The following is an 18,470-nucleotide window of genomic DNA, read 5'->3' as shown; positions in this document are numbered from 1 at the left end:
AGTGGGGCCTCAGGAGCGCACCACGTCCACATGGTCCCACCAGCGCTGCCAAAACACCGGGCGACGGTAGCCCTGCACCCACGGGTGCAGCAAATCGGTGACGTAGCGGTGCAAGTGCGTCTTGCAAGGCATCAGCGCGATGGCCAAGCGCTGGGCTTGGCGCAGCCGGGCGGCACGCTCTGGCCCATCCGGCAGCGCTTGCATCTGGGCGTACAGCGTGTCAAACGCTGGCCAGCGAAAGTGCGCCAAATTGCCGCCATCCACCATCGGCCCATACAGCCACGCCAGTGACTCCGCCCCATCGACCGACTCTGCCGACGACGCCACCCCCCACAGCATGAATTGCCCGGCTTGCGCGGCCTTCAAGTTCTCCGGCCACTGCGCGACCTTGAATTGCAAGCGCAGGCCCAGCGCCGTCATGTCGCGGCGCCACAGCTCGTCGAGCTGGCGCGAGGTTTGGTCGGCCTGGGTGGACTTCAGCAAGGTGAGTGGGCGCCCGTCGGGCAGCTCGCGCCAGCCATCGCCATCGCGATCGAGGTAGCCGTACAGGTCGAGCAAAGCCTGGGCGCGGGCGGGGTCGTGATCGCTCATCTCCGTTTTGAAACGCGGATCGAATCCCCAGGTGAACGGCTGCACCAAGGAGTTGGCCGGCACGCCCTGGCCTTGGCGCACATCGCGGATTTCCCGCTGCACATCCAGCCCCAAACTGATGGCGCGGCGCAGCGCCACCTTCTCGGGTGTGTAGCCGCCGACCACGGGATCGTCCATGTTGAAAATCGTCGTCACCACATCGGGCGTCAGGCTGCGCTGGGCCTGGATGCCGCGCCGCGCCAAATGCGGGCCGAGCCGACCGCCCGGCAGGGCCGCTGGGATGAACGCTTCCGGCACATGGGCAATGAGGTCATGCGAGCCGTCGAGGAACGACAACCAGCGCGGCTGGTTCTCCTCGATCACCGACAACTCCACCCGGTCGATCATCGGCAAGCGCCGCCCCTTGAAGCGAGCCAACAGGGCTTGGCCTTCCGCGTCATCGGCGGCAGGTTCGGCGTCGTAAACGTGCTCGCGGTAACGCGGATTGCGCTCCAGCACGATGTGCGAACTGCGCCGCCAAGCCGCCAAACGAAACGGCCCCGTGCCCACCGGATGCTCCCCACTGCGCCCGGGATAACCGTCGATCACTTCTCGGGCCACGGCCACAAATCCACCCACCAACTTTTGCACCAGGCGCGGGCGGGGCTCGCGCAGCGTGATGCGCAAGGTGTACCGATCCAACGCCCGCAGGCCCGGGATGTCGTGGTCGTACGCCAGTGCGCGGCGCTGTTGCAGGGCTTGCGCTCGCAGCTCGGCCAAGCCGACGATGCCCAGCTCGTCCACGCTGCTCCAGTTCGGACTTTTGTTCACCGGATCGGCGTAGCGTTTGATGCTGTACACGTAGTCGGCGGCCACCAGCTCACGCGGCTGGCCGCGAAACACGGGGTCGTCGGCGAAGAAAATCCCGGGCCGCACCCGGATCGTGAACACCCGAAAGTCCGCCGACACTTCCGGCATCCCCGCTGCTGTCAACGGTTTGAGACGCACGGGCCGGGCGAGGTGATCGTAGGTGTACAGGCCCTCCAGCATGTGTTCCAGCGGGATGGCCGAATACACATCCTGCACCTGCACGGGGTCGAACGTGGTTTCGGCCACGCGCAGGGCATAGCGCAGCACTTTGAGGTGTTCTCCCGCGTGGGCGGACGGGCCGTTGCCCACCACCACCGCAGCACCACCACCGACCCCCGCCCAGGTCAGCCAATGACGTCGCGTGCAGGCCGCCATTGTCAAGCCCGTGCGGCGGGTTGGCGGTTTGGATCGACATCCACATACCGCCCGAAATCCCGATTGAACGGATGCTCTTGGTAGCCCACCAGCCACGGCTGCACCGCCAGCAAACGGATGCGGTGGCTGTGCGCTTTCACCGGCATCCAAGCCACCATCAGCCGACGCGCTTGGGCGAACAGGGCCAAGCGCTCGGGGCCATCGGGCAAGCGCCCCATGCGGTCAAACACTTGATTGAACGCCGGCAGGTCAAAACCGCTGAAGTTGCCCGCCCCTTTGAGCGGGCCGTACACCATGCTCAACGGATCTTGCCCATCGGGCGTGCTGGCGGCACTGCCCAGCGTCCACATCATGAGCGTCCCGGCCTGGGCCTGCTTGAGCTGCGCGCCCCACTGCCCATACTCGAACACCATGTTCAGCCCCACCTCTTTCATGCACTTGCGCCACAGCTCGGTGAACGGACGGTTGCCCTCGTCGCTTTGCGTGGGGTAACGCAGCACCAACGGACGCCCATCGGGCAACTCGCGCCACCCGTCGCCATTGCGGTCGAGGTAGCCATAGAGGTCGAGCAGGGCTTTGGCCCGTGCGGGGTCGTAATCGCTCATGCCAGAGCGCGTGCGGTCGTCGAACCCATACGTCTGCGGCGGCACCACGCCTTGCGCCGCGATGGCCAACCCTCGGCGCACCTGGCGAATCTCACGCTCCACGTCGTAGGCCAGCGAAATCGCCCGGCGCAGCGCGACCTTCTCCGGCGTGTAGCCCCCCACCACCGGATCGGCCATATTGAAGTAGGTGTAGGCCACATCAGCACGGGGCACACGCTGCACCGTGATGCCTTGGCGCGCCAAGTTGGGCGCCGTGTGGCCGTTCTGCATCGCGCTGGCGGCGTAGTCGGGCGGCACGCTGGTCATGTCCAGATCACCGGCCAAAAAGGCCAACCAACCCGGCTGCACACCTTCGATGATGGAAAACTCGATCCGATCCACCAACGGCAGCCGCTGCCCACCCAGTTTTTGCAGAATCGCTTGCCCGGCGGCATCGTCAGGCGCCGGGTGGGCCTCGTAACGCATCTCACGAAACGTCGGGTTGCGCTCCAATGCAATGAGCGAACTGCGCCGCCATTGCACCAACCGAAACGGGCCGGTGCCCACGGGGTGGGCCATGATGTCGTCGCCGTAGCGCTCCACCACCTCACGCGCCACCGCCCCCATGAGCGACGCCGAAGTCAGCATGTGAATGAAACGCGGGTCGGGCTTGCCCAAGCGGATGCGCAACGTGTACCGATCCAGCACCTCCACGCCGGGCACCGGGCGGTCATAGTCGAACGGCTGGCGCGTTTTCAGCGCCTCCTCGTACAGCGCTTGCAGCCCGAGGATTTGCGCGTCGGCCAAGCCAGCGCGGTTCGGGCTTTTGTAGCGCGGGTCGAAATGGCGGCGCAGCGCGTAAGCGTAGTCGGCTGCGACGAGTTCACGCGGCTGGCCGTTGAACGCCGGATCGTCGGCAAAAAAAATCCCGGGCCGAATGCGCAACGTGTGGCTGAGAAAGTCCGCCGACGATTCCAACGGCCCCGCCGCTGTGAGCGGGCGCACTTGCACCGGACGGGCCAAGTGATCGTAGGTGTAGGGCGGCTCGATGATGTGGGCAATCACCGTGGCCGAATACAGGTCGGAGATTTGCGCCGGGTCGAAGCCGGTTTCCGCCGTGTTGAAGGCCACACGCAAACGCTTGAGCGCCCGGGCTGCGCTTCCTTGCGCGAACGCCCCATCGGGCAGGGCCGTACTGGCGGCCAAGGTGGCGGTGTGCGCCAAAAACGCGCGGCGACTCATGCTGATGTTTCCCCCTCGGTGGCAACTTCAAACGCCACGATGTTGCGCGTGGTGCGGCTGAATTCCACGCCAATCAGGCGAATCGGTTCGCCACGCGCCCGGTATTTTTCGGCGTAGCCGCGTGCTTGTAACTGGGCCAACGCTTTGCCTTCGGGCACCAGCTCCACCACTTTGAATTCGAACAGCCACACCGTGCCGTTGAACAACACCGCCATGTCGATGCGGCCATGGTTGGTGGTGTCTTCGAGCCGAATATCGAGGCCAAGCGAGGCAAAGTAGCTGTAGAAAATACTGGCGTAGTAACCCTCGAACCCCGCCAACTCGTTCTTCCGATACCAATCGTGCGGGATCGTGGCGTAAAACGCATGGAACAAACACCTCAGCCCCTCTAAATCTGTCGCCGCCAACAAGCGGTAGAGCTGCCCCACTTGACGCCCCGTGGTCGTGCGGGAACCACACAACTGCCCCAACAAACTTTCGTTCAAACTGCCTTGAACCTCCAGGTTCGGATACTTGAGCGTCAGTTCGGTGCGCCCGGGAATGTGCCAGACCGAGTCCACCGTCAGGTAGCCCGTCTGGAACAGCAGCGCCTCGGTGGCCATGTCGTTCACATCGAACGAGGACAGCAGTTTTTCTTCCGCCAACACCTGGCCCAAATCCGGCGTGAAAAACTGCCGTTCGGTCAGCAGTTTCACCAAAAACGTCGGCGTACCGGTTTCAAACCAGTAGGGCCGAAACGCCCGCCGATCAAACAACAGCAGCATGTCAAACGGGTTGTAAACGCCTTGCCCGAGCCAGTTGTAGCCGTTGTACCAACGCCGGATTTCTTCGCGATCCAAGCCCGGCAACTCGGGCGCGAACACCGTATCGACATCCTCATCGGTGTAGCCGCAAATGGCGCTGTAGCGGGCATCCAGCGTGATGTCTTGCAGGTGGTTCAGCCCGGAAAACAAACTCACTTTGCTGAATTTGGACACGCCCGTGAGGAACACAAATTTCAGATGCGCGTCGCTGTCTTTCAGCACGCTGTAGAGGTTTTTGAGCGCCTCGCGCATGGCGATGGCGCGGGCGCTGTCGGTGATGTTGTCCAGAATGGGTTTGTCGTACTCATCGATCAGCACCACCACGCGCTCGCCCGTGCGGACGTGGGGTCAACACCACCGGCCCTGTGGCGCGCTGAGCCACCACGCGCTCGCCCGTGCGGACGTGGGCCTGCTCGATCAACTGCGCAAACCGCCCAGTCAGGCTGGTGTGGGTGAGGTGGACGCCCAGGCGCTGGGCGTGTTCTCCCAGCATCTCGTGCAAGCGCAGCTCCAACTCCGCCGGTTGTGGCCAGACGCCACCGCCAAAGCTGATGCGAATCACCGGATAACGCCGCGTCCAGTCCCAGTGCGTGTCGGCGTACAGCCCAGTGAACAAGGCGCGGTTGCCTTCGAACAGCTCTTTGAGCGTGTCCAGAAACAAGCGCTTGCCGAAGCGGCGCGGGCGGCTCAGGAAGTAACACTTGCCGGTATGCTGCAACGCCACGGCGTAGCTGGTTTTGTCAACGTAATAGGCCCCATCCTCGCGAATTTCGCGGAAGGTCTGAATGCCAATCGGCAGCTTGCGGCGTGACAAAGGTGAGGCGCTCATGCCTGGCATTCTGCGGCACGCCGGGGAGCGCCCTAAACTCTGCCCATGCTTGCCTACCTGATTCGTCGCCTCTGGCAGATGGTGCCCACGCTGTTGGGCGTGGTGCTGCTGGTGTTCGCCCTGTTCAAAGGGTTTGGGGCCGATCCGGCCGTGCTCTTAGCCGGGCAAAACGCCACCCAAGCGCAGATCGCCGCCATCCGCCAAGAGCTGGGGCTGGATCAGCCCTGGTGGTTCCAGCTCGGCATCTTCCTCAAGCAGATCATCACCTTCGATTGGGGCAAGAGCTGGGCCACCGGCGAAACCGTCGCCCACCTGTTCGCCACCCGTCTGCCTGCCACGCTGACGGTCATGACGCCGATGTTTGTGCTCGATGCGCTGCTGGCCATTCCGCTGGCGCTGGCCGTGGCGCGGGTGCGCGGCTCGCTCACCGACCGGGTGTTGATGGTGGTGACGACGGTGGCGCTGTCCATCTCCTTCCTCGTGTATGTCATCGTGGGGCAGTACCTGTTTGGCTACCAGCTCGGCTGGTTCCCGGTGCAAGGCTGGAGCGACAGCGTCTGGACGAACCTCACCACCTACGTGCCGTTGCCGGTGCTGCTGGTGGTGTTGGTGGGACTGTCGCCGCAAACGCGGCTGTACCGCAGTTTCTTCCTCGATGAACTCGGCCAAGACTACGTGCGCACCGCCCGCGCCAAAGGTTTGAGCGAAGGCGCCGTGTTCTACCGCCATGTGCTGAGGAACGCCATGATCCCCATCTTGACGAACATCGGCATGGCGCTGCCGGGCATCTTCATCGGCTCGTTCTTGATCGAGGTGTTTTTCTCCATCCCGGGGCTGGGCCGCGAGGTGTTGTTGGCGGTCAACCGCAGCGACTATCCGGTGATCCAAGCCACCACGGTGTACCTCGCCGTGCTCACCATGCTCATCAACTTGGGCACCGACCTGCTTTACAAGGTCGTCGATCCACGGGTGGTGCTGAAATGATGCCGACAACAACCGCAACCCCACCCGCCACCGTGTCTCCCCCCCGCTCCGACAGCGTTTGGCGTGCCGCGTGGCGCCGTTTTCGGCGGGATCGCGTCGGCTTGGTGAGCCTGGGCGTGGTGCTGGCGTTCCTGCTGCTCATCGTGGCCTCGGCCAGCGGGCTGGTGGCGCGGCAGTGGCAACAAGAAGTCGGCGTGCCCAGCGCACCACCTCACGTTCTCGGCCCCCGCCCGCCCGACGCCGCCGAAGGAGCGATTCAACCCAGCGGGCCCAACGTCGATTTGACCGACATCGACCCACTGGCGCCGCGCTACGCCGAATGGGCCGAACGCGCCAAGCACTACCGCAGCGCCGACCCGGTGCGCGCCGACACCCTGCCCCTGGGCGGCGACCGCATGGGCCGCGATGTGCTGGCCAAGGCCGTCAAAGGCACGGAGATTTCGGTGTTCGTCGGGGTGTTGGCAGCGGTGCTGGCCACGGGCATCGGCACGCTGCTGGGCGCGTTGGCGGGCTTTTTCGGCCGCTGGGTGGATGACGTGCTGGAGTGGGTCTACAACGTCTTCACCGCTGTGCCGGACATTTTGTTGATCTTCGCCTTCGCCGCCGTGTTCGGCCGGGGCTTGACGACGGTGGTGGTGATCCTCGGGCTGGTGGGCTGGACGGGCCTGTACCGCCAAGTGCGCGCCGAATTCATGAAACACCGCTCACGCGACTACGTGCGCGCCGCTGAGGCCATCGGTGCCAGCCCCAGCGCCCGCATGTTCCAGCACATCTTGCCCAACATCAGCCACGTCATCCTGGTGCGCATGAGTTTGATGGTGGTGGGGTTCATCAAGAGTGAAGTCATCCTGTCCTACCTGGGCCTGGGGGTGCCCATCGACCAAGTGAGCTGGGGCACGATGTTGGCCGAAGCCCAAAGCGAGCTGATCCTCGGCCACTGGTGGCAACTGGCCACCGCCACGGTGTTCATGGCCGTGTTCGTCACCGCGTTTTCGCTCATGGCCGACGCCTGGCGCGATGCGCTCGATCCCAAGCTGAAGGGTCAGGCATGAATCTCCCCGAAATGGAACTCCCCGCCCCGCTGATTTGGTCGGGCGCCTCGCCCGACGCAACGGTCTGGACACCTCCGCCCACGCTGTTGGACGTGCAAGAACTGCGCGTGGGTTTCGAGCTGGAGCGGGATGAGCGCGGCCAGCCGCAGCACGTCGAAGCCGTGGGCCGGGGTTTGCAGGGGGTGAGCTTCACGGTGCCGGTGAACACCACGGTGGCGCTGGTGGGTGAGTCCGGTTCGGGAAAAAGCGTGACGGCGATGTCCATCGTCGGCCTGCTGCCGGACAACGCCCGCTGCCAAGGCCGCATCCTCTGGCAACCGCCGGGCGGCGCGGCGCGGGATCTGCTGCAAACCGCCCCGGCGACCCTGCGCGCACTGCGCGGGCGGGACATCGCTTGCGTCTTCCAAGACCCGATATCCTCCCTCAACCCGGTGTTCACCATCGGCGAACAGCTCATCGAACCGCTGCGGCTGCACCTGAAGATGGGTCGGCGGGCGGCACTGGCGCGGGCGGCTGAACTGCTGGCCGAGGTGGGCATTCCGGAACCGGCGCGGCGCTTGAACAGTTATCCCCATGAGTTGTCTGGCGGGCAGCAGCAGCGGGTGATGATCGCCATGGCGCTGGCCTGCGAACCCAAACTGTTGATCGCCGATGAGCCGACCACGGCGCTGGACGTGACGATCCAACGCCAAATCATCGAACTGTTGGCGCGCTTGAAGGCCAAGCTCGGGCTGTCGATGCTGTTCATCAGCCACGATCTGGCGCTGGTGGGCGAGATCGCCGACAGCGTGGTGGTGATGCGCCACGGCACGGTGCGCGAATCGGGCTGGGCCGGGGCGGTGTTCACGCGCCCGCAGGATGCCTACACGCAAGCGCTGTTGGCCTGCCGCCCTTCGCTGCACGAGCGGCCAGCGCGGCTGCCGGTGATTGAGGCGCACATGGCTGGGGCGTCCCCCTCTCCCCAACCCCTCTCCCACGAGGGGAGAGGGGCTTCCTTACTCCCTCTCCCCTCGTGGGAGAGGGTCGGGGAGAGGGGGACTCCTCCCAAAGACGCCAACGCGCCCGTGGTGCTGGAAGCTCGGGCGCTGGCCAAGCGTTTTTTCATCAAAACGGGGCTGTGGGGCCAGCGTGAATTCAAGGCCGTGCAAGGGGTGAACTTCACGCTGCGCCGGGGGCACACGCTGGGCGTGGTGGGCGAATCCGGCTCAGGCAAAACGACGATGGGGTTGACGCTGCTGCGCCTGCACGAACCGAGCGGTGGGGAGGTGTTTTTCCACGACCGCAACCTGTTGACCCTGAGCCCAAGCGAGCGCCAAGCGATGCGCCAGCGCATCCAGATCGTGTTTCAAAACCCGTATGCCTCGCTCAACCCGCGCTTCACGGTGGCGCAAACGCTGTTGGAGCCGATGCGCATCCACCGCATCGGTGCCGATGAAGCCGAGCGTTTGGCGCGAGCGCGGGCGCTGCTGCACAAAGTGGGGTTGCCGGAGGAAGCGCTGGAGCAGTACCCGCACGAGTTTTCGGGCGGGCAACGCCAGCGCATCGCCATTGCGCGCTGTTTGACGCTCAACCCCGAAGTGCTGGTGTTGGACGAGGCGGTGAGTGCATTGGATGTGTCCGTGCAAGCCCAGGTGCTGAATCTGCTGCGAGACTTGCAAGACGAGTTGGGTTTGGCCTACGTTTTCATCAGCCACGATTTGGCCGTGGTGCGTTTCATGGCCGACGAAGTGCTGGTGATGAAAGAAGGCGAGGTGGTCGAGCAGGCGTCGGCAGAAGACATTTTGCTGAACCCGCAGCAGGAGTACACGCGGCGCTTGATGGGGGCGGTGGCAAAAGGGTGGCGGCACAACGCCACCCCGAAAGTGACACCGCCTATTTTAACCAACGAACGTTTTCCTTGATTTCGTTGAAAAACAGCCGGAGCGCCTTTGCACTCATCAAATAAGGATTGAATTCGTGCGTTGTGGAGTATTTTAAAAACAGCTCTTGATTCTCATTTGTTGCGACCATGAACCCCATGCCCCAGCCCGTAAAATCACGGCAATCCATCTCCGAATAATCAACGATAACGGCCTCTGCATGGCGGGCGTCGCTTTGTATTTTGTGATAAACACGGCTGACAAATCGTCGATCACCTTCCAGTTTTTGAAGGAAAATCCCATTCGAATAACACAAGGCACCGGTAATACCAACCGCTGAATTGTTTTTCTGCGATTTTTCTGCAATATCGCGAACCACTTGAGGCGTCACCTCAACAGAGGCGCGGCTTGCATATGTGAGTTGAATTAGCATCACGGGATCCTTCCACTGGATTGGCCATCATATCCAATGTGAGCGTCCGTTTTAACCCTCATGATCACCGCGTTATGCCGCCTCAACCTCGGACACGGTTGGAACCGATGCGGCGACGCGCTTGGCGCGGGCCTGGGTTTAGCATTCACACAAAGCGCGTAGAGTTGTACAGACAACACGGGGAGTAGCGTGATGAAACAAGCTGTGCGGCAGTGGTTGTTGGGGTGTGTGCTGGCCGGGCCGGGGGTGGCGCTGGCGGCGGCGGTGCTGCAAGGCATCGTGGTGCAGAACGAGGAGCGCGGGCAGCCGTTGGCGAATGTGGCGGTGAGTGCGCCGGGCACCAACGACACGGTCAGCCGGAACGATGGCACGTTTGCGCTGGCGTTCCCGAATGCCAAGCCCGGTGGGTCTGTAACGCTGGCCCTCCAGCGCAGCGGGTGGGAGGTGGTGAACCACATCGAATCCACGCTCAACCTGCCTGCCGAGTCCGCAGCTCAACGGGTTCGTTTCATCTGGCGCACACAAGCGGGATTTTAGGTTGCCACCGTTCGTCACCAACGGAAAATCAGATTTAGTAAAGGTAGGGCGCTTGTTTTAGACCGATCGTCTCACATTTTCTTAAGGCAGGCATATCCAACCTCAGCTCATCAGAAGGCTCAAACTCCAAAGTTCGTATCAATAAACTATATACCTGACCTGAGGAGTTCTCTACTTCAAAAAAAACGCCACTACCGGGGGCGGTGGTTTTAATAATCCGTCGCAGCTCAGAGGGTTTATTAACGGGGCAACCTCGAACAATTTTTATTCTGCTGCCAAGTTTGAGGCCGGCGTCAAGTGCAGGAGATACCCCATTTATCATGTAAAAGCCAACAATGTAAACTCCTGGATCGCCACTACTGGAAAAGCATCTATTAACCTCTACACCAAAGAAGGCTCTGCGCCCGTCAGGGCTGATGGGGTGATCTTGGCATGCCGGAATTGTAACCCCACCAGCTTCCGGAAAATCACGCACAACAGGAGGAAGCTGCGCTACCGCGCATACAGAAAATATAGTGGCTACCAAGCCGCACCAGCTCTTCTTGCACATCCAAGAACGTGATTAAGCCATTCGGTTCATAACAAGTGCGTCAACTTGGTTTTCTCGATTAGCAAAAAGAACTGTTTGGATATCCCACCCGTCAGACGTTGGACTTCTTGCAGACGAGTACGGTCTGACTGCAACCACGTTGCTGGACGATGGGAGCTGCAAAGCGGCCTTAATGTCATCGTGCTGTTTCGTAGACGGTGTCAAATAACCGTCTCCAACCGGAACGGGCATGGTTCGCCCCTGCCATACTCCCCTGGAAAGTCGAGACGCCTCAGCAGTCGACATGGTGCCGCGATACTGACCGCGAGCGACACCAACTTGACCGCGAGCAACACCAGCATAAGTACCGAACCCGTCAAGATTGTCTGTCCAAGCGACAGAACCAAGCTGACCACTGCGTGTAACAGCAATCTCTTGCAAAACAGCAGCATCTCCCATCTGGAAGCGCGCCATCTTAAAAGCATGTTCTTGGCGTAAGCGCTCTAGCAAAACTTGGTTTTCAGAGGCTATGGCAGCACTATCTCTCATCCCGTCTGCTCCTTGTCGAGAAGCCAAAACAGCCGAGGCTGCCCCGATTAGACTGAGTAGAATTGTTACGCTCACAGGATCGAAAGCCATGGCAGATGCGAAGGGATAGCTCGTAAGCGAGCTGGCTGTCATTTGCAATATAGCACGTCGTTTCATATCTCCCCCGACAAGAGTTACGAGTGTATGCTCAAGTATTTACATACCACCCGAATACCAGATAAAAAAACTCAGCATTGACACAACTTACATCGTGCGTAATACTTTGAGCCTGACTTTAGCAGGAGTAAACCATGAAGCTCTCGTTGCTCGGAATTTCTGCAGTGGTGCTTACTATCTCCGGAGGGGGCGCCTCTGCGCAGCAGTACGGCTACGGTAGCACCCTTCAGCCAAGTCAGCAGTACCTGGCGCAACAACAGCGAATGGCGAGCGAGCGAGAGGCTCAGCGCAATGCCTCTTACTATCAAAGAGCTCAGCAGCCCACAAGCACAAGTCAGTCTAGATTTATGTATCCGGACTCTGGTTTGCGCAGCATGGGTTTTTCACCACAACCTGTTTATCTTTCAAATCAGGCGATCACCGCAATTGGTAATTGTGCTCAAAGGGGTTTGGCACCTGCTGTCATTGACTCAGTTGGTGGTCGTCTTGAGGGTAGTTCACGTGGTGCCGCAGTGGGTGCCGCAGTAGGGTTCGTGAAAGGGTGTTTAGGATACTAGGGCGTGTCATAAATCAAGCCAGCCAGATGAGAGATGAAGCTAAGAGAACTCCCCTAAAAAAGTTACAGGTGGTCTTTTTGTAGCGTGTGGCAATGGCGCGGTACTGCTTGAACTTGGCAAAGAAGTTCTCCACCGCACGACGTGCGCGATACAGGTGCTTGTCATAGCCACGTGGCTGCTTGGCCCTGGGGGGAATGATCACCGTGCTGCCACGATTGATCAAGGACTCCGGTGTGCTGTGTGAAAGCTGATGCGCACAGGCTCGACTTAGGCGTGCTAGGCCATGCCATCGTCGGCGTGTTGCGCAGCGTGCATCTGGCGCGCTCAGGTGCTATCCAACGGCGTTCCAGCTCACCGAGGGACAAGCCCGCGACTTGGTTGGGGCCGATGCACTGCTGGGTGATGTGCCCGAAGGCTCCACGCTCATCGCCGACAAGGGCTACGACGCCCAGCAGCGTGTGGTGGAGCCCGCCCGCTCACCGAGCGGACGACTCCGATCCGCCCACGACCGGCTGGCCTTCCTCCTGCCCCCGTGTCTTCCACAAGGACACCACCACGCCACCCGCAATCAAGCCCAGCGTCACACTCAGCGAGATCCAGGCCGGCGTCTTGCCGATGATGTTCACCAGGAAAATCTTGCTGCCAATGAACACCAGCACCAAGGCCAGGGCGTACTTCAGATAAGCGAAGCGGTGAATCATCGCCGCCAGCGCAAAGTACAGCGCCCGCAGGCCCAAGATCGCAAAAATGTTGCTCGTGTAGACGATGAACGGATCGCTGGTGATCGCAAAAATCGCCGGCACCGAGTCCACCGCGAACACCAAGTCCACGAACTCCACCAAACACAGCGCCAGGAACAGCGGCGTCACCCAGCGCACGGATTGGCCGGTCACCGGATCGGGGCGGGTGACGAAGAAGGCCTTGCCTTCCAGCGTCGGCGTCACCCGCAGGTGGCGGCGCAAAAACTTCAGCAGCGGGTTGTTGGCGATGTCCGGCTCATGGTCGGCCATCCACCACATTTTGAAACCCGTGATGATCAGGAACGCCCCGAACAGGTACAGCACCCACGAAAACTGATGCACCAGCGCCGCGCCCAAGCCAATCAAAATGGCCCGCAGCACGATCACGCCCAGGATGCCCCAGAACAACACCCGGTGCTGGTACACACGCGGCACGGCAAAGAAACTGAACACCAGGGCGATGACGAAAACGTTGTCCATCGACAGCGACTTCTCAATCAAAAAGCCCGTGAAAAACTCCGTGCCCGCTTGGGCGCCCAACAGCCACCACACCCAGGTGCCAAACAGCGACGCCATGCCGATGTAACCCGCCGAAAGCAGGAGGCTTTCACGCACGCCGATTTCGCGCTCCTCCTTGTGCAACACGCCCAAATCCAGCGCCAGCAGCGTGACCACCACGCCTGCAAACGCCAACCACAGCCACACCGGTGTGCCCCACAAGGGGCTGGTGAGCGATGCCATCATCCATTCCACGACGCTGTCCTCCGATTCAATGCGGATGGGAGCCCAGCGTACGCCGGGCTCCCTGGGTTGGTTTGTCTTGTGGGTAATGCCTTACGCAGCGCGCAGCCACGTTTCGGGTTCGGGGGCGAGGGCCTCGCGCAACACCCCCCAGTGGGCACACGCGACGGCCATCACGCGGGATTCGCCTTCGGTCACACGGCCATCGGCTTCAACGATTTGGGCGCACAACCGTAATACCACCAGCCGCAGCGTGGGGTCGCTGACGTCGGCCAACAAACCTTGCAACACCCCGTCTTCCAGCGCTTCCGCTCCCGACCAGTGCAGGCGTTCGCTTTGCTGCATGTCTTCGCAGAACTCGCGCACCACATGCTGCAAGCGAATCGGGGTCAGGCCGAGCTGGCTGGCCACGTCCCAGCGGTTGAGCACGCTCATTTCACGGTCACACAGATGCCCGTCGGCCAGCAAGGCCAGCGCGACGATGCGGGCGGCGGCTTCGGGGCTGTTGCGGGGATAACTGCGCATGGGGATCACTCCTGGCCACTTGGGCCGATGGGGTTGAATGAGCCTCTACGATAAGACGATCGTCCCTGCGAAAAAACCAGAAAATCACGAAACTTCAGTTCGGAAAAACCGCAGTTTTACCCCATGATCACCGCTCAAACGCCAAGCTTCAGCTATCGCCATCTGCACTACTTCTGGCTGGTGGCCAAGGAAGGGGGCATGGCACGCGCAGCAGAGCGCTTGGGCCTGGCGGTGCAAACCGTCAGCGCCCAGGTGCGAGAGTTGGAACAGTCTCTGGGCCACGCGCTGTTCAAACCCGCCGGGCGCGGGCTGGCTTTGACGGAAGCCGGGCAAGCCGCGTTCGAACAAGCGGAGCTGATTTTCCAACTCGGCCAGCAATTGCCCGACCGGGTGCGCGACGCCGCCACCACGCCCGTGGTTCGCCTGGCCGTGGGCGTGGCCGACAGCCTGCCCAAACTCGTGGTGCATCGCCTGATGCTGCCGGTGTTGGCCGAACCGCACCTGCGGCTGCTCTGCCACGAAGATGCCTTCGACGGCCTGTTGGCGCAACTGGCGCTGCACCGCTTGGATGTCGTCTTGGCGGATCGGCCCGCCCCGCCGCCGCACGGCACGCTGCGGCTCTACAGCCACCGGCTCGGCGCATCGGCCCTGGCGTGGTACGGCACGCCCACGCTGGTGGACGCTGCCGCGCAAGCCGATTTCCCCCACAGCCTGCAACGCCTGCCCGTGCTGCTGCCCAGCGCCCACGCCACCACCCGCGCCGCACTGGACGCTTGGTTCGAGCGCCACAACCTGCGCCCGCAAGTCGTCGGTGAATTTCAGGACAGCGCGTTGCTCAAAACCTTCGGCGCAGGCGGCCTGGGGGTGTTTCCCGCCGCCGAGCTGGTGGGCGATGAACTGTGCGACACCTACGGCGTGCGCCTGCTCGGGCGTTGCACGGGTGTGGAAGAAGCGTTCTGGGCCATCGGCACCGAAAAGCGCGTCATGCATCCGCTGGTGCAGCGCCTGCTGCAAGGCGTCAACGCTCCCGCAGGGACTCGTCCATGACGCGCCAGATCGGGTACGTGAAGAAGGACAGCACCGAGCGCTGGCCCGTCACCACTTCACCCGACAGGGTCATGCCCGGCAGCAGCGTGGGCGCAGCCGGCAACTGCTCTAGCTTCACGTGGGTGAACGCCACCCGGGCCATGTAGTAGGAGATGTTTTCCCCCATGGCCCCTTGGCGCGTCAGCGCGTCCGGGGTCAGGGCGATGATCTTGCCTTGGGCGGCGCCGTGTTTTTGGAACGGATAGGCGTCCAGTTTGAGGCGCACCGTATCGCCTACCCGCACGTCGGCGATTTCCGACGGGGTGATTTCCACCTCCGCTTCCAGCGTCTGGTTTTGCGGCACGAGGGAAAACAACGGTTCCGCCTCTTTCATCACCGAGCCAATCGAGCGGTTTTCGATCGCCAGCACGATGGCGTCTTCCGGCGCTGTCAGCGTCACCAAGCGGGCGCGCAGTTGGGCTTTGGCGAGTTGCTCGTCGGTCTCACGGCGCTGCTGGGTCACGCTGGTGAGCTGCTCCATCGCATCTTGGCGGAAGGTCTTTTGGAAGGCCAGCAGCTCGGCGCGGGTCGAGGCCAACTCACGCCCCAACTCTTGGGCGCGGTTGACCGCTTGGCGGTGCTCGCGTTCCACGTCAATGCGTCGCTCTTCCATCGACAGCTTTTGCGCCGGGGCGATGTAACGCTCATCTGCCAGCTCGCGGTGCATGTCTTCGAGCTGTTGCAACGCCTTGAGGCGCCGGGCCAGCACTTCTTGATCCTGGCGGTTGGTTTCCTGCGAAGCCTGAAGGCGCCGAATCGTTTCCTCGTACTGCAACACTTTGGCGGCGTACATGGCGCGGCGTTCGTCCAACAACTGGCGTTGCAATTGCGCTTCGGGCCCATCGCCGGGCGCGGAGGCGCGGAACGCGGTGCGGTCGCTGTGCGCTTCGGCGTTCAGGCGTTGCACTTGCCAGCCCAAGGCTTGGCTGCGCGAGGTCAGGGCGTTGGCGTCGGCGGTGGCGAAGGTCGGGTCGAGGGTGGCCAGCACCGTGCCCTTGGCCACCTTTTGCCCGATGTGGACGTCGATGGAACGCAGCACGCCGGTCTCCAGCGGCTGCACCACCAAGTTGCGCGTGGGCACGACGATGCGCCCTCGACCAATGACCATTTTGTCGATTTGCGCCAGCGCCGACCACAGCACACTCACCAACACCAAGGCCACCAAGGTGTAGAGCACGGCACGGCTGCGCGGGCTGGGGCCGTCGAGTTCCAGGGCTTGCGCGGGGGGAAGAAAGGGCACCAGCCAAGCCGGTGGGGTCGAAGGGGAGGACATGCTCACGCTCCTTGCTGCTGTTGCCACAGTTGCTGGTAGGCGCCACAGCGCTTGAGCAGCTCCTCATGCCGCCCGGCATCGACGATGCCGCCCCGGTGCATCACCATGATGGCGTCGGCCTTCACCAAGGTGGCCAGGCGGTGCGACACGCTGATCACCGTGCGCCCCGCCGCCAACTGGCTCAGGTTGCGCAGAAAAATGGCTTCGGTTTCGGGGTCGAGTGCGCTGGCGGCTTCGTCGAGGATGAGGATGCGCGGGCGCGTCAAGATGGCGCGGGCGATGGCCAAACGCTGGCGCTGCCCGCCTGAGAGGTTGGCGCCGTTTTCCTCCAACAGCGTGTCATAACCCTGGGGCAGACGCTCGATGAACTCGTCGGCGCCGGCCACGCGGGCGGCTTCGACGATGGCGTCGAACCCGGCGTGCGGCTGCGCCATGGCGATGTTCTCGCGCACCGTGCCCCGGAAAATGAAGTTGTCTTGCAGCACCACACCGATTTGTTGGCGCAAGTGGGTGAGGTCGATTTCGCGGATGTCCACGCCATCGAAGCGGATCACGCCTTCTTGGGCGGTGTAGAGCCCTTGGATGAGGCGCGTCAGCGTTGATTTGCCCGAGCCGCTGCGCCCCACGATGCCCAAAAATTTGCCAGGGGGCAGGTGGAAATTGAGTTTGTCCAGCGCCGGGGTCATGCCCTGGCGATAGCGGAAGGTGACGTTTTCGAACTCGATGCGCCCCTGCAAAGTCGGCATCAGCCCGGCGCTGCTGCGGGCGTTTTCTTGGGGGTGGTTCATGATCTCCCCCAGCATGCGCACCGACAGGGCCGATTCTTGGTACTCATGCACCAAGGCCACCATCTGCACCAGCGGAGACACCACCCGGTTGGCGATCATCTGAAACGCGATCAGCGCACCCACCGACAAACTCTGGTCAAACACCGCGTGGGTGCCCACGGCCACCACGGTCACGCCCATGGCTTTTTCCAGAAAACTCATGGTGGTGTTGGCCGTCATGGCGATGCTGCCCACGCCGAAGTGCAGGCGGATGGCCTGGGCGGAGCGTTCCTCCCAATCGCGCCGCTTGGCGCCTTCGATGGCCAGCGCCTTGACGGTTTTCATGCCCTGGAGGGTCTCCACCAGCACCGCCTGACGATCGGCCTCGGCGCTGTACAACGCTTGCAGCCGTTTCTGATAGGTCGGCACCAAGGCAAACACCACCGCCGCGATCACCGCCGTGAAACCCAGCACGATCAGCGCCAAGCGCGTCGAATAAAAAAACAAAATCGGCAAGAACACCACCAGCACCGATGCATCCAGCAGCGTCGTGAACAAGCGCCCGGTGAGGAACTGGCGGATTTTTTCCGCCTGCTGCATGTGGCGTGTCAGGACGCCCGCCGTGCGCGTTTCGAAAAACCCGACCGGCAGTTGCAACAAGCGGCCAAAGGTGGCTTTGGCCAGGCGAATGTCGATGCGGTTGGTCGCACTCAGCAGATGCCGTTGCCGCAGGTACGAAAACGCCGCTTCAAACAGCAGCGCAATGAGAACGCCACTGGTGAGCACATAGAGCGTCGCGTAGCCCTGGTGGACGATGACCTTGTCGATCACCAATTGCATGAAGATCGGCACCGCCAAGCTCAACAGGTGCAGCATGAGGGCGGCCACGGCCACGTCGCGCAGCAGCGAACCTTGGCGCAGCAGCTCCGGCACAAACCAGCGCAGGCCAAACGGCTGCTGTGGATCGTTGAGCGCGTACACGCGACTCAGCAGCAGCACTTCGCCCGCCCATTGGGCGCACAGCTCGGCTTCGGGCAGCAAAAACACCGCGTTGGCTGGAGTGGATAAGGGGTCGAGCAATGCCACCAACCGGCCTTCGGGGGTTTCTTTGACACCCACCAGCACCACGCAATGGCCGTTGTTCAGGAGGGCGATGGCGGGCAGCGCATCGCGCAACACGGGCAGGGTCTCAGGCGCGACGGTTTTGAACAAGGCACGCAGCCCCAGCGCTTGGGCCGCGCCGCGCAAGGCAGCGGGCAGGCTTTCGGGGAAGCGCGGCATGTGTTCGGTGCGCACGCGGTGGGGCGTCACCGACAGCCCGTGGTGACGGCAGATCGCCACCAAACAATCCACGCCCGTGGCCAGTTGGGCCTCGGTGGGCCCGGGGGGAGAAGAAGCGATCATGGCAG

The 18,470-nt window shown here is 62.4% G+C and carries 15 protein-coding genes; 6 read left to right on the top strand and 9 right to left on the bottom strand.

The annotated features are described in order from the left end of the window. Positions 1 to 9 precede the first annotated feature (9 nt). Genes VITFI_RS03635 through VITFI_RS18630 form a run of 4 tightly spaced genes read right to left on the bottom strand, consistent with a single transcriptional unit; the run spans position 10 to position 5,273 of the window. Positions 10 to 1,815: an ABC transporter substrate-binding protein gene (locus VITFI_RS03635; RefSeq protein WP_089415823.1), complete on the bottom strand. Its 1,806-nt coding sequence runs from the start codon at positions 1,813 to 1,815 to the stop codon at positions 10 to 12. Between the two features lie 2 nt (positions 1,816 to 1,817). Next, positions 1,818 to 3,641: an ABC transporter substrate-binding protein gene (locus VITFI_RS03630; protein WP_089415822.1), complete on the bottom strand. Its 1,824-nt coding sequence runs from the start codon at positions 3,639 to 3,641 to the stop codon at positions 1,818 to 1,820. Then, positions 3,638 to 4,765: a PD-(D/E)XK nuclease domain-containing protein gene (locus VITFI_RS18635; protein WP_198301599.1), complete on the bottom strand. Its 1,128-nt coding sequence runs from the start codon at positions 4,763 to 4,765 to the stop codon at positions 3,638 to 3,640. The genes VITFI_RS03630 and VITFI_RS18635 overlap by 4 nt, the downstream gene beginning before the upstream one ends. Then, complete coding sequence (locus tag VITFI_RS18630) at positions 4,749 to 5,273, bottom strand: AAA family ATPase (protein ID WP_198301598.1); 525 nt, start codon at positions 5,271 to 5,273, stop codon at positions 4,749 to 4,751. The genes VITFI_RS18635 and VITFI_RS18630 overlap by 17 nt, the downstream gene beginning before the upstream one ends. A 45-nt stretch (positions 5,274 to 5,318) precedes the next feature. On the opposite strand from VITFI_RS18630, the gene VITFI_RS03620 reads away from it, so the two are divergent. From VITFI_RS03620 to VITFI_RS03610, 3 genes are read left to right on the top strand one after another with little or no spacing between them, the layout of a single operon-like run. Continuing rightward, a complete protein-coding gene (locus tag VITFI_RS03620; protein ID WP_089415821.1) occupies positions 5,319 to 6,257 on the top strand; it encodes an ABC transporter permease in 939 nt (312 codons plus the stop codon). Between the two features lie 32 nt (positions 6,258 to 6,289). Then, a complete protein-coding gene (locus tag VITFI_RS03615) occupies positions 6,290 to 7,309 on the top strand; it encodes an ABC transporter permease (RefSeq protein ID WP_232476661.1) in 1,020 nt (339 codons plus the stop codon). Next, on the top strand, positions 7,306 to 9,210 hold the full coding sequence (locus tag VITFI_RS03610; RefSeq protein WP_232476660.1) for an ABC transporter ATP-binding protein: 1,905 nt from the start codon (positions 7,306 to 7,308) through the stop codon (positions 9,208 to 9,210). The genes VITFI_RS03615 and VITFI_RS03610 overlap by 4 nt, the downstream gene beginning before the upstream one ends. On the opposite strand, the gene VITFI_RS03605 is transcribed toward VITFI_RS03610, so the two are convergent. Then, the gene (locus VITFI_RS03605; RefSeq protein ID WP_089415818.1) at positions 9,182 to 9,601 is read right to left on the bottom strand and encodes a BLUF domain-containing protein; all 420 of its coding nucleotides are present in this window, start codon (positions 9,599 to 9,601) and stop codon (positions 9,182 to 9,184) included. The genes VITFI_RS03610 and VITFI_RS03605 overlap by 29 nt on opposite strands. A 192-nt stretch (positions 9,602 to 9,793) precedes the next feature. Here VITFI_RS03605 and VITFI_RS03600 point away from each other — a divergent pair, with 192 nt between their 5' ends. Together VITFI_RS03600 and VITFI_RS17815 are read left to right on the top strand one after the other, a co-directional pair. Beyond that, positions 9,794 to 10,138, top strand: coding sequence for a peptidase associated/transthyretin-like domain-containing protein (locus VITFI_RS03600; RefSeq protein ID WP_089415817.1), 345 nt, complete (start codon positions 9,794 to 9,796; stop codon positions 10,136 to 10,138). Between the two features lie 1,368 nt (positions 10,139 to 11,506). Continuing rightward, positions 11,507 to 11,929, top strand: a complete 423-nt coding sequence (locus VITFI_RS17815) for a hypothetical protein (RefSeq protein WP_157725548.1) — start codon at positions 11,507 to 11,509, stop codon at positions 11,927 to 11,929. A 476-nt stretch (positions 11,930 to 12,405) separates the two neighbouring features. On the opposite strand, the gene VITFI_RS03585 is transcribed toward VITFI_RS17815, so the two are convergent. Both VITFI_RS03585 and VITFI_RS03580 read right to left on the bottom strand, forming a co-directional pair. Next, positions 12,406 to 13,413 (bottom strand): TerC family protein, encoded by a 1,008-nt coding sequence (locus VITFI_RS03585; protein WP_089415814.1) that lies wholly within the window; start codon positions 13,411 to 13,413, stop codon positions 12,406 to 12,408. Between the two features lie 90 nt (positions 13,414 to 13,503). Next, on the bottom strand, positions 13,504 to 13,935 hold the full coding sequence (locus VITFI_RS03580; RefSeq protein WP_089415813.1) for a tellurite resistance TerB family protein: 432 nt from the start codon (positions 13,933 to 13,935) through the stop codon (positions 13,504 to 13,506). Positions 13,936 to 14,058: 123 nt separating this feature from the next. Between VITFI_RS03580 and VITFI_RS03575 the strand changes: the two genes are divergently transcribed. Continuing rightward, positions 14,059 to 14,982 carry a LysR family transcriptional regulator gene (locus VITFI_RS03575; RefSeq protein ID WP_089415812.1) on the top strand — a complete coding sequence of 308 codons (924 nt, stop codon included), beginning with the start codon at positions 14,059 to 14,061 and terminating at the stop codon, positions 14,980 to 14,982. On the opposite strand, the gene VITFI_RS03570 is transcribed toward VITFI_RS03575, so the two are convergent. Together VITFI_RS03570 and VITFI_RS03565 are read right to left on the bottom strand one after the other, a co-directional pair. Next, entirely contained in the window at positions 14,954 to 16,294 is a 1,341-nt protein-coding gene (locus VITFI_RS03570) for an HlyD family type I secretion periplasmic adaptor subunit (protein ID WP_089415811.1), read from the bottom strand. The genes VITFI_RS03575 and VITFI_RS03570 overlap by 29 nt on opposite strands. A 2-nt stretch (positions 16,295 to 16,296) precedes the next feature. Next, positions 16,297 to 18,465 (bottom strand): peptidase domain-containing ABC transporter, encoded by a 2,169-nt coding sequence (locus VITFI_RS03565; RefSeq protein WP_089415810.1) that lies wholly within the window; start codon positions 18,463 to 18,465, stop codon positions 16,297 to 16,299. Between the last annotated feature and the right edge of the window lie 5 nt (positions 18,466 to 18,470).

The sequence above is a fragment of the Vitreoscilla filiformis genome, assembly GCF_002222655.1.
GTDB classification, from domain to species: Bacteria; Pseudomonadota; Gammaproteobacteria; order Burkholderiales; family Burkholderiaceae_C; genus Ideonella; species Ideonella filiformis.
Note: the sequence above shows the minus strand (reverse complement) of the source record. Positions and strands in the feature narration are given on the sequence as shown.

Excerpts from the sequence above, each read along its gene's own strand:
- VITFI_RS18630 (WP_198301598.1), bottom strand. The coding sequence starts at position 5,273 with ATGAGCGCCTCACCTTTGTCACGCCGCAAGCTGCCGATTGGCATTCAG.
- VITFI_RS03610 (WP_232476660.1), top strand. The coding sequence starts at position 7,306 with ATGAATCTCCCCGAAATGGAACTCCCCGCCCCGCTGATTTGGTCGGGC.
- VITFI_RS03600 (WP_089415817.1), top strand. The coding sequence starts at position 9,794 with ATGAAACAAGCTGTGCGGCAGTGGTTGTTGGGGTGTGTGCTGGCCGGG.
- VITFI_RS03585 (WP_089415814.1), bottom strand. The coding sequence starts at position 13,413 with ATGATGGCATCGCTCACCAGCCCCTTGTGGGGCACACCGGTGTGGCTG.
- VITFI_RS03575 (WP_089415812.1), top strand. The coding sequence starts at position 14,059 with ATGATCACCGCTCAAACGCCAAGCTTCAGCTATCGCCATCTGCACTAC.
- VITFI_RS03605 (WP_089415818.1), bottom strand. The coding sequence starts at position 9,601 with ATGCTAATTCAACTCACATATGCAAGCCGCGCCTCTGTTGAGGTGACG.
- VITFI_RS03620 (WP_089415821.1), top strand. The coding sequence starts at position 5,319 with ATGCTTGCCTACCTGATTCGTCGCCTCTGGCAGATGGTGCCCACGCTG.
- VITFI_RS03580 (WP_089415813.1), bottom strand. The coding sequence starts at position 13,935 with ATGCGCAGTTATCCCCGCAACAGCCCCGAAGCCGCCGCCCGCATCGTC.
- VITFI_RS03635 (WP_089415823.1), bottom strand. The coding sequence starts at position 1,815 with ATGGCGGCCTGCACGCGACGTCATTGGCTGACCTGGGCGGGGGTCGGT.
- VITFI_RS03565 (WP_089415810.1), bottom strand. The coding sequence starts at position 18,465 with ATGATCGCTTCTTCTCCCCCCGGGCCCACCGAGGCCCAACTGGCCACG.
- VITFI_RS17815 (WP_157725548.1), top strand. The coding sequence starts at position 11,507 with ATGAAGCTCTCGTTGCTCGGAATTTCTGCAGTGGTGCTTACTATCTCC.
- VITFI_RS03630 (WP_089415822.1), bottom strand. The coding sequence starts at position 3,641 with ATGAGTCGCCGCGCGTTTTTGGCGCACACCGCCACCTTGGCCGCCAGT.
- VITFI_RS03570 (WP_089415811.1), bottom strand. The coding sequence starts at position 16,294 with ATGTCCTCCCCTTCGACCCCACCGGCTTGGCTGGTGCCCTTTCTTCCC.